The 11,870-nt window shown below is 66.1% G+C and carries 11 protein-coding genes; 7 read left to right on the forward strand and 4 right to left on the reverse strand.

Features of this window, described 5'->3' with window-relative positions:
• Positions 1-21 precede the first annotated feature (21 nt).
• Together A7D27_RS21020 and gloA are read left to right on the forward strand one after the other, a co-directional pair.
• A complete protein-coding gene (locus tag A7D27_RS21020) occupies positions 22-1,239 on the forward strand; it encodes an argininosuccinate synthase (protein ID WP_069565978.1) in 1,218 nt (405 codons plus the stop codon).
• 92 nt (positions 1,240-1,331) lie between these two features.
• Positions 1,332-1,724, forward strand: a complete 393-nt coding sequence (gene gloA, locus A7D27_RS21025) for a lactoylglutathione lyase (RefSeq protein WP_069561309.1) — start codon at positions 1,332-1,334, stop codon at positions 1,722-1,724.
• 46 nt (positions 1,725-1,770) lie between these two features.
• Here gloA and A7D27_RS21030 read toward each other — a convergent pair whose 3' ends face one another.
• The 4 genes from A7D27_RS21030 to plsB form a co-directional block, all read right to left on the reverse strand.
• Positions 1,771-2,448, reverse strand: a complete 678-nt coding sequence (locus A7D27_RS21030; RefSeq protein WP_069565979.1) for a DUF4197 domain-containing protein — start codon at positions 2,446-2,448, stop codon at positions 1,771-1,773.
• A 30-nt stretch (positions 2,449-2,478) separates the two neighbouring features.
• On the reverse strand, positions 2,479-2,880 hold the full coding sequence (locus A7D27_RS21035; RefSeq protein ID WP_069565980.1) for a YbaY family lipoprotein: 402 nt from the start codon (positions 2,878-2,880) through the stop codon (positions 2,479-2,481).
• 83 nt (positions 2,881-2,963) lie between these two features.
• A complete protein-coding gene (locus tag A7D27_RS28405; protein WP_069561307.1) occupies positions 2,964-3,914 on the reverse strand; it encodes a hypothetical protein in 951 nt (316 codons plus the stop codon).
• Between the two features lie 160 nt (positions 3,915-4,074).
• A complete protein-coding gene (gene plsB, locus A7D27_RS21045; protein ID WP_069565981.1) occupies positions 4,075-6,579 on the reverse strand; it encodes a glycerol-3-phosphate 1-O-acyltransferase PlsB in 2,505 nt (834 codons plus the stop codon).
• 239 nt (positions 6,580-6,818) lie between these two features.
• Here plsB and A7D27_RS21050 point away from each other — a divergent pair, with 239 nt between their 5' ends.
• The 5 genes from A7D27_RS21050 (at position 6,819) to A7D27_RS21070 (ending at position 11,827) form a co-directional block, all read left to right on the forward strand.
• Positions 6,819-7,742 (forward strand): ABC transporter ATP-binding protein, encoded by a 924-nt coding sequence (locus tag A7D27_RS21050; RefSeq protein ID WP_069561305.1) that lies wholly within the window; start codon positions 6,819-6,821, stop codon positions 7,740-7,742.
• The gene (locus tag A7D27_RS21055; protein ID WP_069561304.1) at positions 7,739-8,473 is read left to right on the forward strand and encodes an ABC transporter permease subunit; all 735 of its coding nucleotides are present in this window, start codon (positions 7,739-7,741) and stop codon (positions 8,471-8,473) included. Before A7D27_RS21050 ends, A7D27_RS21055 begins: the two co-directional genes overlap by 4 nt.
• A gap of 1 nt (position 8,474) precedes the next feature.
• Positions 8,475-10,307: a Gldg family protein gene (locus tag A7D27_RS21060; RefSeq protein ID WP_069565982.1), complete on the forward strand. Its 1,833-nt coding sequence runs from the start codon at positions 8,475-8,477 to the stop codon at positions 10,305-10,307.
• 9 nt (positions 10,308-10,316) lie between these two features.
• Positions 10,317-11,300, forward strand: coding sequence for a DUF4340 domain-containing protein (locus A7D27_RS21065; protein WP_069565983.1), 984 nt, complete (start codon positions 10,317-10,319; stop codon positions 11,298-11,300).
• 317 nt (positions 11,301-11,617) lie between these two features.
• Complete coding sequence (locus A7D27_RS21070) at positions 11,618-11,827, forward strand: cold-shock protein (RefSeq protein WP_044413245.1); 210 nt, start codon at positions 11,618-11,620, stop codon at positions 11,825-11,827.
• Positions 11,828-11,870 lie beyond the last annotated feature (43 nt).

Below are 11,870 nucleotides of genomic sequence, written 5' to 3' on the forward strand. Positions count from 1 at the left end.
CAACCCCGTGGAGTTGATGGCATGGCGGACGTGAAGAAGGTTGTCCTGGCTTATTCCGGTGGCCTGGACACCTCGGTGATCCTGAAGTGGCTGCAAGATACCTATAACTGCGAAGTGGTGACCTTCACCGCCGACCTCGGCCAGGGCGAGGAGGTCGAGCCGGCCCGTGCCAAGGCCCAGGCCATGGGCGTCAAGGAAATCTACATCGATGACCTGCGCGAAGAGTTCGTCCGCGACTTCGTGTATCCGATGTTCCGCGCCAACACCATCTACGAAGGCGAATACCTGCTGGGCACGTCCATTGCACGCCCGCTGATCGCCAAGCGCTTGATCGAAATCGCCAACGAGACCGGCGCCGACGCCATCTCCCATGGCGCAACCGGCAAGGGCAACGACCAGGTTCGCTTCGAGCTGGGCGCCTATGCGCTGAAACCGGGCGTCAAGGTCATCGCCCCCTGGCGTGAGTGGGACCTGCTGTCCCGCGAGAAGCTGATGGACTACGCCGAGAAACACGGCATCCCGATCGAGCGTCACGGCAAGAAGAAGTCCCCGTACTCCATGGACGCCAACCTGCTGCACATCTCCTATGAGGGCGGCGTGCTGGAAGACACCTGGACCGAGCACGAAGAAGACATGTGGCGCTGGACCAAGTCCCCGGAAGCCGCACCGAACACCCCGACCTACATTGAGCTGACCTACCGCGCCGGTGACATCGTCGCCATCGACGGCAAGGACATGAGCCCGGCCCAGGTGCTGACCGAGCTGAACCGCATCGGTGGCGAGAACGGCATCGGCCGCCTCGACATCGTCGAGAACCGCTACGTCGGCATGAAGTCCCGCGGCTGCTACGAGACCCCCGGCGGCACCATCATGCTCAAGGCCCACCGCGCCATCGAGTCCATCACCCTGGACCGCGAAGTGGCCCACCTGAAAGACGAGCTGATGCCCAAGTACGCCAGTCTCATCTACACCGGCTACTGGTGGAGCCCCGAGCGCCTGATGCTGCAGCAGATGATCGACGCCTCCCAGGCCAACGTGAACGGCGTGGTGCGCCTGAAGCTGTACAAGGGCAACGTCATCGTCGTGGGTCGCAAGTCCGACGACTCGCTGTTCGACGCCAACATCGCCACCTTCGAAGAAGACGGCGGCGCGTACAACCAGGCGGACGCGGCGGGCTTCATCAAGCTCAACGCCCTGCGCATGCGCATCGCCGCGGGCAAGGGCCGCAAGCTGTTCTGATAAGCTGAGCGCCCCGTGCCAAAAGGAACCCCGGCCACGAGCCGGGGTTCTGCTTTTATAAGCCCTGATCGGGCAACCAAGAGGAATCCCTGATGAGACTGCTGCATACCATGCTGCGCGTCGGCGATCTGGACAGATCCATCGCCTTCTACACCGAAGTCCTGGGCATGACCCTGCTGCGCCGCAAGGACTACCCGGACGGCCAGTTCACCCTGGCGTTCGTCGGCTACGGCGACGAAGCCCACAACAGCGTGATCGAGCTGACCCACAACTGGGGCGTGGAGAAGTACGAGCTGGGCACCGGCTACGGCCACATCGCCCTGGAAGTGGCCGACGTCTACAAGGCCTGCGAGGACATCCGCGCCCGTGGCGGCAAGATCACCCGCGAGCCGGGGCCAATGAAGCACGGCACCAGCATCCTGGCCTTCGTCGAGGACCCGGACGGCTACAAGATCGAGTTGCTGTCGCCTTCGCGCAACGACTGACAAAAAAGCCCGGCAGATGCCGGGCTTTCTCTTGTAGCGGGCAGGTTCAGAGCACGCCGAACACCTTCTTCGCCAGGCTGGTGGCGGCACCGGCCGGGTTCTGGCGGATGCTCGCTTCCTGCTCGGCGATCATCTTGAACAGGCCATCCAGCGCCTCTTCGGTCACGTAGCTCTCGATGTTGGCGCTCTTGGCGTCCACCACGCCGAAGCTCGCGGCCTGGCCGGCGAAGCTGTTGTACTGCTGCGCCAGGCCGACCTGGTCGGTGGCCTTCTTCACGATGGGCAGGAACTTGGCGCGCAGTTGCTCGCGGCTGGTCCTGTTCAGGTATTGGGTGGCGGAGTCCTGCGGGCCGGTGAGGATGCCCTTGGCGTCCTGTACGGTCATCTTCTTCACCGCGTCCACCAGCAGGGCCTGGGCTTGCGGCACGGCGGCCTCGGCGGCCTTGTTCATGCTGGTTTCCAGTTGTTCCACCTGGTCTCCCATGCCCATCATCTTCATGGTCTTGGCGGCCTTGCCCAGCTTGCCGGGCAGTTCGATGCGCACCTCGGGGTTGTTGCTGAAGCCGCCCGGCTTGCCGAGCTGCTGCACGGCAACCTTGGCGCCTTGGGTGAGGGCATCCTTCAGGCCGCCGGCGGCGTCCTGCTGGCTGAGGTCGCTGAGGGAGAGTGCGAAGGCGTTGACGGAGAGGGCCAGGCCGGCGACCAGGGCAGTGAGTCGGAACATGAGGGCTTCCTTGGGCTGGTGGGGTTCGGATCAGCGAACCGGGTCGACCCGGATGCGCAGGGGCTGCGGGTCGGTGCCGTCGAGTTTAACCGAGTGACGTTCGCTGCTGATGAACATCAGCTTGCCGTCGAGCTCGATGCGCGCCGCCACGGCGTACTCATGGCCACTCTGCAGGTTGGCCGGGTCGTAGCTGAGCTGGAAGGCCAGGGGCACCTGGCCCTCGATGCGGCCCTGCTGGTGGGCCAGTTCGCGGGCTGGGGCGTCGGCGAGCGAAACGTCCACCAGGGTGACCCGCAGCGTCGCGTCCGGCGGCAGGGCCATGCGCTGCAGGTAGTACACCTCGCCTTCTAGGTGCGCCATCGAGGACGAAGGCTGGGTGGTGCAGGCACCGAGCAGCAGGCTGGTGAAGAGCAGGGGCAGGGTTCTTTTCATGGGGGCGTTCCGTGTTTTGACCCCACACACTATAGAGCGTCAGCACAGTGGAGGCGCCCACCGAGATGGCGGGCACTGTCGGATCAGTCATCGACGACGGGCAGGGCGTTGCCGATGGTGCCCAGGGTATTACCGACGTGCACGTTCTCATTGACGGTGCGCATCAGCCGGCGGAGGCGTTCCTTGGCGGCCAACAGCTTCTCGACCTGCACGTCCAGCTCCGCAGCGCGACGATCGAGGGCGGCTTCGTGTTCGGTCAGCCGTTTGCAGCGTTGCTCCTGTTCGTTCTGGCGTGCGTGGAGTTGGGCTTCCAGCGCCTGCAGCCGGGCTTCTCGGGCCTGCAACTGGTGCTCGCGCTCGGCCAGCTTGTGGTTCGGGTGAGGATGACCGCCGTCTTGTTGGTTGCCAGTGAAGATGCCGGCCATGTCCACCAGGGTGTTGAGGGTAGCCTGCACCTCCCTGAGCATCTGTTCGCTGCGGCTGACGCTGTGGGGTGCTGAGGCGGGGGCGACCGCCGCCTGCTGGGGTTCAACTGCCGCCACCGGTGCGTCTTCCAGGGGGGACTCGTAGGGCTGGTAGGGCAGCAAGTGCCGCGAATAGAACGGCTCGCCGACCTTGTCGCTGCTGCGGCAGGCCAGCAGCGTCTGGATGGCGCCGGGGCCGAGGGACAGCGGATGATGTTGTTCCAGGCAGGTGGGGTGCGGGGTGAGGGGCGGGCCCAGGCGTTCGATGCGGATGAAATGGTAGGCAGCGGCCGCATCGCGGTTCGCGGAACGTGCGCCGCCGACGATCTGACGCAGCACCTGGCGGGCGACCTGGCAGGCGCGGTCGTCCAGGCTGCTGAGCTGGTATCCCCCCTCGACCAGAGGCACCAGGGCGGCGAGGTAAACCCACGACGTGCCCTGGGGCGCGGCTTCATTGAGGGTGTAGACGAGGACGTTGCCCTCTATCTCGGGGATGGTGAGGCTGCACAGCACGGCGGCGTTGAACGCTTCCCGCTGGCCGTTCTCGACGGTGATGGTTCTCAGCAGCATGGGGGTTCCCTGGGTGAAGAGGGCAGAAGGACGCGCAATGCGCAGCCGCCATGGTACTGAGGGCGGGACAGGCAGCCCCTCGGGCAATTCTGTCCAGCTTGTAGGGTATTTCTTCTAGTGGGCGAAGCAGAAAGCGGGCGGCCGAAGCCGCCCGCTTGCATCAGGACACGTCGGCTTGCGGCTCGTCCCGGGGGGCTTCGTCCGTCTGGCGCTCCAGCGCCACCTGGCGGATGGAGAGACGGATCTCGGCGGTGAGCACGCGCTTGGCCGCGCCCTCCGCCAGGTCACCCAGCTCGGGGTGGTAGCTGAGCTTGCCTGCTTCGTCCTGGCGCAGCACGCGCTGGTCCAGCAGGGTCTGGATGAAGTGGCGGAACAGCGTCTTGTCAAAGAATTCCGGGGCGTTGAGGCCATGGAGGATCGACAGGCGCTGGGCCATGACGGTGCACAGGTTCTCCAGTTCCTCGGCGGTGAGCTGGTTCTGCCCGGCGTTGAGCAGCAGGGCGATGGCCATGTAGAAGCGCTGCAGCGTCTGAGCGATGGCGCGGGACATCAGCGTCAGCAGCACGAACTGCCGTGAGCTGGGCGCCGGGCGCACGTACACGTCGTTCTCCACCTTCAGCAGCCCCTGCTCGACGAAGGCGGCCAGCCACTGGTCCACCACCGCGTCCAGCTCGTCCAGGCTCCAGCGGATGAACAGCTCGGCCTGCAGGTAGGGGTACAGGGCGCGGGTGTAGCGCAGGATCTGCTCGCGGCTGCTGCGTCCGCTGCTCTGGAAGAAGCTGGCCAGCAGTCCCGGCAGGGCGAAGATGTGCAGCACGTTGTTGCGGTAGTAGGTCATCAGGACGGCGTTCTGCTCGTCCAGGTAGAGGATCTTGCCCAGGGCGTCCTTCTGCTCGGCCAACAGGTCCATGCTCTGCACGTACTGGATCAGCGCCTGGCCGTTGCCTTCCGGCAGGGTGGCGTGGGGCGAGTAGGGCACCGCGCGCAGCAGGGCCAGGTAGAGATCGAGCACGCGGGTCAGCGCGCGTTCATCCAGCGCCAGGCGGCTGGTGGAGAGCAGCGCCAGGGCCACCAGGTTGACCGGGTTGATCGCCGCCGCGTCGTTGAGGTGGCGGGCGATGCGCACGGCCAGGCGGTTGGTGGTGTCGTTGAGCCAGGCCGGGCGGAACTGCGGCCCCAGCTCCTGGGCGCGCCAGTCCGGCTGCTGCTGGTCGAGGAACTCCGCCAGCTTGATCGGCTCGCCGAAGTTCACCGCGACGCTGCCGAAGCGCAGCTTCAGGGCGCTGATGACCTTGAAGATGTCGAAGATCGATTCCTTCTTCTTGCTTGCACCGCGCAGTTCGCCCAGGTAGGTGCGGCCTTCCAGCACGCGCTCGTAGCCGATGTACACCGGGACGAAGACGATGGGCAGGCGCGAGGAGCGCAGGAAGCTGCGCAGGGTGATGGCGAGCATGCCGGTCTTCGGGTGCAGCATGCGGCCGGTGCGCGAGCGCCCGCCCTCGACGAAGTACTCCACCGGGAAACCGCGACTGAACAGGGTGTGCAAATACTCGTTGAACACCGAGGTGTACAGCGGGTTGCCCTTGAAAGTACGGCGCATGAAGAAGGCGCCGCCACGGCGCAGCAGGCCGCCGATCACCGGCATGTTGAGGTTGATACCGGCGGCGATGTGCGGCGGCGTCAGGCCGTTGCGGAACAGCAGGTAGGACAGCAGCAGGTAGTCGATGTGGCTGCGGTGGCAGGGCACGTAGATCACCTCGTGACCCTGGGCGATGTCCTGCACGCCCTCGATGTGGTTGACCTTGATGCCCTCGTAGAGCTTGTTCCAGAACCAGCTCAGCACCACTTCGAGGAAGCGGATCGCCGTGTAGGCGAAGTCGGAGGCGATCTCGTTGCCGTACTTCAGCGCCTGGGCTTCGGCCTTGGCCGGGCTGATCTTCTCGCGCTCGGCCTCCTCGGCGATGGCCTGGCGAACCAGCGGCGCATGCACCAGCCCCTTCACCAGGTTGCGGCGGTGGGAGAGGTCGGGGCCGATCACGGCGGTCTTCTGGTTGCGGAAGTGCACCCGCAGGATGCGTTGCACCATGCGCTGGGTGCGCTCCGGGCCCTTGCCCTGGGCGATCAGCTCGCGCAGGTGGATGGGGGCGGAGAACTGCACCCGGGTCTTGCGTCCGAGGATGAGGATGCTGACCAGCTTGCGCAGGCGCCCGGTCACGGCCCAGCTATCGGCGAACAGCAGCTTCCAGGGGCTGGTTTCGCGGTCCGGGGACTGGCCCCAGAACACCGTCACCGGAATGATCTGCGCGTCGTCCACCGCGTGCTGCTGGATGGCGTCCAGCACCCGCACCAGGGTCGGCGAGGTGCCGCGCTTGTCCTGCCCGCCGAACCAGCCCGGCTCCGGGGTCAGGTAGAAGAAGGCGGCCGGCTCCAGGCTGTCGCCCACCGCCACCGGCAGCACCGGGCGCGGCAGCCCGGCCTTGGTGCATTCCCGGTCCACCACGGCCAGGTCGCTGGCCGAGGGTTGCTGCAGCACGTAGAGCACGGGCTTGCTGCGGTCGAGCTTGAGGGTGAAGGCGGACTGGTTGATGGTTTCCGAGCGCACCCACAGGTAGAGGAGGCGGCGCAGGGTGCCGAAGGCCAGGCGGCGGAACGGGGAACGGGTCATACGGGCGTCGTGGTGTGGAACGAGCGTGTGCTCGGGGCGGCTAGTGTGCCGTATTCGCTGACCCGCCGCAAAAAGCCGGAGCCGGCTTTTGCTGGGCGAAATCCCACGTTACAGCAGGAAACTTTCGGCACGCTTCGCTGTCTTGCTATGCCGCCGGGAGACTCCTTATAGTCCGCCGGCGTTTTGCAGGGCCCCTGAGGCCAGCATGGCCGGGGGCTTTTCCCGTTGGGGTAGAGGCCATGATCGACATAAGAAAACTGACCAGACGATTCGCGCAGCACACCGCCGTGGACGACCTGTCCTTCGCGGTCGAGCCGGGGGAAGTGCTCGGCTTCCTCGGGCCGAATGGTGCCGGCAAGTCCACCACCATGAAGATGCTCACCGGCTTTCTGGCGCCGACCTCCGGCACCGCCAGCATCTTCGGCCACGACATCCAGACCCAGACCCTGCAGGCCCAGCGCAGCCTCGGCTACCTGCCCGAGGGCGCGCCCTGCTATGGCGACATGACGGTGCGCGGCTTTCTCGAATTCATCGCCGAGATCCGCGGCTTCCGTGGCGCCGAGAAGAAGGCCCGCGTCGCCCAGGCCGCCGGCCAGGTGGAGCTGGACAAGGTACTCGGGCAGAGCATCGAGACCCTGTCCAAGGGCTTCAAGCGCCGCGTCGGGCTGGCCCAGGCCATCCTTCATGATCCCCGCGTGCTGATCCTCGACGAGCCCACCGACGGCCTCGACCCGAACCAGAAGCACCAGGTGCGCCAGCTCATCCAGAGCTTGGCCCGGGACAAGATCGTGATCATTTCCACCCATATCCTCGAAGAGGTGACGGCGGTATGCACCCGCGCGGTGGTGATCGCCGCCGGCAAGCTGGTGGCCGACGACACCCCCTACGAGCTGGAGCGTCGCTCCCGCTACCACCAGGCGGTGACCCTGGTGGCCGACGAGCCCCTCGATCCACTGGCGCTGGCCGTGCTGCCGGGCGTCGCCGGTGTCGAGGAAAACACCGCCGGCGGTGGCCTGACGGTGCTGGCCAAGCCGGGCGAGGTGATCTTCCCGCAGGTCAACCAGCTCATCCACCAGCGCGGCTGGCGGGTCAAGGAGCTGGACGTGGAGCGCGGGCGCCTCGATGAAGTCTTCCGCAGCCTGACCCGGGGGGAAGCGGCATGAAGCAGTTGCCGGTCATCTTCAAGCGCGAGCTGGCGAGCTACTTCGCCACCCCGCTGGCCTATGTGTTCATCGTGATCTTCCTGGTGCTGTCCGGGGTCTTCACCTTCTACCTGGGCGGTTTCTTCGAAAGCGGTCAGGCCAGCCTGGCGCCCTTCTTCAACTTCCACCCCTGGCTCTACCTGTTCCTGGTGCCGGCCATCGCCATGCGCCTGTGGGCGGAGGAGCGCAAGTCCGGCTCCATCGAACTGCTGATGACCCTGCCGGTCACCCGCTTCGAGGCGGTCACCGGCAAGTTCCTCGCTGCCTGGGCCTTCGCCGGCCTGGCGCTGCTGCTGACCTTCCCCATGGTCATCACCGTCAACTACCTGGGCGAGCCGGACAACGGCGCCATCGTCACCGGCTACATCGGCAGCTGGCTGCTGGCCGGCTCCTACCTGGCGGTGGGCTCGTGCATGTCGGCGCTGGCCAAGAACCAGGTGATCGCCTTCATCCTCGCCGTGGTGGTGTGCTTCCTGTTCATCGTCAGCGGCTTCCCGCTGGTACTCGACGCTTTCAGTGCCTGGGCTCCGCAATGGCTGCTGGACGCGGTCGCCTCGCTGAGCTTCCTGACCCGCTTCGACGCCATCAGCAAGGGCGTGATCGACCTCCGCGACCTGCTCTACTTCCTCTCCCTGATCACCGCGTGGCTGGCCGCCACCGCCGTGGTGGTCGATCTGAAGAAGGCCGACTGACATGAAGAAACTGATGTATTCCAGCGCCGGCCTGCTGCTCATCGCCCTGGCCTTCCTGGCGTTCAACATGGTCTCAGGCCTGGCGCTGACCAACGCCCGCCTCGACCTCACCGAGCAGAAGCTCTACACCATCTCCGACGGCACCCGGCAGATCCTCGGGGAGCTGGACGAGCCCATCAACCTGTACTTCTTCTACTCCGACAAGTCCGCCAAGGACCTGGTGGTGCTGCGCAACTACGCCCGCCGCGTGGAGGAGATGCTCAAGGCCTACGCCCAGGCGGCGGACGGCAAGATCAAGCTGCACATCGTCGACCCCGAGCCCTTCTCCGAGGACGAGGACAAGGCCGCCGAGTTCGGCCTCCAGGCGGTGCCCGCCCAGCAGGGCGGCGACGCCATCTACTTCGGCCTGGCCGGCACCAACAGCGTCGACGACCACCAGGTGATCCCGTTCTTCCCGCTGGACCAGGAAGAGTTCCTCGAATACGAGGTCAGCCGCCTGGTGCAGAGCCTGGCGCATCCCCAGCGCCCGGTGGTCGGCGTGCTCTCCGGGCTGCCGCTCAACGGCGGCTTCGACATGCAGACCCAACAGCCCAGCTCGCCGTGGATGGTGATGGAGGAAATCCGCCAGCTGTTCCAGATCGAGAGCCTCAAGCCCGACGTCGACCAGATCCCCGACAAGGTCTCGGTGCTGCTGCTGGTGCACCCGAAGAACCTGTCCGAGCAGACCCAGTACGCCATCGACCAGTTCGTCCTGCGCGGCGGCAAGCTGCTGGCCTTCGTCGACCCCTGGAGCGAGGCCGACCACGCCATGCCGATGCCTGGTGAGATGGGCGGCGAGGGCAAGAGCTCCGACCTGCCGGCGCTGTTCAAGGCCTGGGGCTTCGAGATGCTGCCCGGCAAGGTACTGGGCGACGGTGCCTACGCCATGTCGGTGAGCATGGGCCAGGGCGAGCGCCCGGCCCGTCATCCGGCCTGGCTGACCCTGCCGCGCCAGGCGCTGGACCCGAGCGACGTGGCCACCGCCAACCTGGAGACCCTGACGGTCGCCACCGCCGGCATCCTGCGTCCGCTGGACGGCGCCAAGACCCACTTCGTGCCGCTGATCCAGAGCTCCGAGTACGCCATGCCCTTCGAGGCCCAGCGCTTCGCCATGCTGCGCAACCCGCAGGAGCTGATGGGCGAACTGAACCCCAGCGGTGACCGCTACACCGTCGCGGCCCGTGTCAGCGGGCCGGCACAGAGCGCGTTCCCCGAGGGCATCGAAGGGCGCAAGGACGGGCTGAAGTCCGCGGACAACATCAACGTCATCGTGGTCGCCGACACCGACATGCTCAGCGACCGCATGTGGGTGCAGGTGCAGGACTTCTTCGGCCAGCGCGTGCCGCAGCCCTGGGCAGACAACTCCGCCTTTGCCATCAACGCCCTGGACAACCTTTCCGGCTCTGAAGCGTTGATCAGCGTGCGCTCCCGCGGTCGTTTCACCCGGCCCTTCACCGTGGTGGAAGACCTCCAACGCCAGGCCGAGGTGCGTTTCCGTGAGCAGGAGCAGGCCCTCAAGCAGCGCCTGTCCGAGACCGAGGAAAAACTGGCCAGCCTGCAGAACCAGGACCCGGCCAAGGCCCTGGAGCTGACCCCCGAGCAGCAGGCCACCCTGCAGCAGTTCATGCAGGAGAAGCTGCGCATCCGCAAGGAACTGCGCGAGGTCAACTACCAGCTCAACGCCGACATCGAGAAGCTCGGCCGCACGCTCAAGTTCATCAACATCGCCCTGGTGCCGCTGGTGCTGACCCTGGGCGTGCTGCTGCTGTGGGCCTGGCGCCGCCGCCGGGCCTGAGGAGAGAACATGGGACGCAAGGCTTTCATTTTCCTGTTCATCCTGGCCGCCGCACTGGGCGGCACCTACCTGGCGCTGCAGCGCCAGGCGGGGCCGACGCCGGGGGCGCAGGCCCAGGCCTGGCTACCGGCCCTGCAAGGCCGGCTGGCCGACATCGACGCCATCGAGGTGCAGCGGCCCGGCCAACCGCCGGTGCATCTGGCGCGTCGCGAGTCCACCTGGGTGGTGGCGGACAAGGCCGGCTACCCCGCCGACGCCCGCGCCGTGGCCGAGCTGCTGCGGGCCCTGGGCGAGGCGCGCCGTGTCGAGGCGCGTACCGCCAAGCCGGAGCTGCATGCCCAGTTGGGCCTGGCCGACAAGCCTGGCGAAGGCCAGGCCCTGCGCCTGGTGGTGCGTGGGCAGAACGGCCTGCCGCAGCAGGACCTGCTGATCGGCAAGCCCGGCCAGCAGGGCAAGGGGCAACTGGTGCGCCTGCCCGGCGACAACCAGAGCTGGCTGATCGACCGGCGCATCGAGCTGCCCGAGACCGAGCTGGCCTGGCTCGACCGGCGCATCGCCGCCATTCCCTTCTCCAGCGTGCGCCAGGTCGAAGTCCGCTACCCCCAGGGCAAGGCACTGACGGTGTACCGCGACGCCGAGAACGAGCCGAACATGAAGGTCCGCCAGTTGCCGGCCGGTCGCAAGCTGGCCTACGAGGCGGCCGCCAACGGCATGGCGGCGGTGTTCGCCGGCCTGCAGTTCGCCGACGCCGCGCCGCTGGACCAGGTCCAGTTCAAGGACAAGCCACTGCTCAGCTTCGAGCTGCAGACCTTCGCCGGCGGCCGCCTCACCGGCGAACTGCTGGGGCAGGGTGAGCAGTACTGGCTGCGCCTGACCGGCCAGGAAAAGCTCGACGACCAGGTGCCGGGGCGTACCGATTGGGCCTACCTGATCGAGCCGTTCCAGTACCAGGCACTGGCCCGAAAGCTCGAGGATCTGCTCTCGGCGAAGTGAACCTCAGGGCGTTTCCGGGCCCTGCCCAGGGGCCCGGAGCGCCTTCGCCGAAATGCCCCATTTTGTGACGCGAAAGCCCCGGAAAAGTGCGTGAACACCTAGTCTCACGGCGTTTTCCGCATGCCGGAAAAAAGTGCTTTTCTGTAGCATTTCCTGTCGTATACTCCGGGCGCGGTGGTTAAAAGAACGCCTTTCGGAGTACCCGCCCACGCCTCGTCAGACCGCGGTCGGATATCGAGAAAAATACGTCTTTACCAACCCGTCTAAGTCCCAGGATTGGGGCCAACAACAAAATTGCGAGTTTGGAGAGAGTAGTAATGGCTGATCGTGAGGTCGGAACCGTCAAGTGGTTCAATGACGCTAAAGGCTATGGATTCATCCAGCGTGAAAGCGGTCCGGATGTATTCGTTCACTACCGCGCTATCCGCGGCGAAGGTCACCGTTCCCTGGTCGAAGGCCAGAAGGTCGAGTTCTCGGTGATCCAGGGCCAGAAAGGCCTGCAGGCGGAAGACGTCGCCCGCGTCTGAGTCTCCAAGCGAAAGGCCCGTCCAAGCGACGGGCCTTTTGTTT

The organism is Pseudomonas sp. 1D4 (genome assembly GCF_001728925.1).
In the GTDB taxonomy this organism is placed as follows: Bacteria; Pseudomonadota; Gammaproteobacteria; order Pseudomonadales; family Pseudomonadaceae; genus Metapseudomonas; species Metapseudomonas otitidis.

Excerpts from the sequence above, each read along its gene's own strand:
- A7D27_RS21020 (WP_069565978.1), top strand. The coding sequence starts at position 22 with ATGGCGGACGTGAAGAAGGTTGTCCTGGCTTATTCCGGTGGCCTGGAC.
- gloA (WP_069561309.1), top strand. The coding sequence starts at position 1,332 with ATGAGACTGCTGCATACCATGCTGCGCGTCGGCGATCTGGACAGATCC.
- A7D27_RS21030 (WP_069565979.1), bottom strand. The coding sequence starts at position 2,448 with ATGTTCCGACTCACTGCCCTGGTCGCCGGCCTGGCCCTCTCCGTCAAC.
- A7D27_RS21035 (WP_069565980.1), bottom strand. The coding sequence starts at position 2,880 with ATGAAAAGAACCCTGCCCCTGCTCTTCACCAGCCTGCTGCTCGGTGCC.
- A7D27_RS28405 (WP_069561307.1), bottom strand. The coding sequence starts at position 3,914 with ATGCTGCTGAGAACCATCACCGTCGAGAACGGCCAGCGGGAAGCGTTC.
- plsB (WP_069565981.1), bottom strand. The coding sequence starts at position 6,579 with ATGACCCGTTCCCCGTTCCGCCGCCTGGCCTTCGGCACCCTGCGCCGC.
- A7D27_RS21050 (WP_069561305.1), top strand. The coding sequence starts at position 6,819 with ATGATCGACATAAGAAAACTGACCAGACGATTCGCGCAGCACACCGCC.
- A7D27_RS21055 (WP_069561304.1), top strand. The coding sequence starts at position 7,739 with ATGAAGCAGTTGCCGGTCATCTTCAAGCGCGAGCTGGCGAGCTACTTC.
- A7D27_RS21060 (WP_069565982.1), top strand. The coding sequence starts at position 8,475 with ATGAAGAAACTGATGTATTCCAGCGCCGGCCTGCTGCTCATCGCCCTG.
- A7D27_RS21065 (WP_069565983.1), top strand. The coding sequence starts at position 10,317 with ATGGGACGCAAGGCTTTCATTTTCCTGTTCATCCTGGCCGCCGCACTG.
- A7D27_RS21070 (WP_044413245.1), top strand. The coding sequence starts at position 11,618 with ATGGCTGATCGTGAGGTCGGAACCGTCAAGTGGTTCAATGACGCTAAA.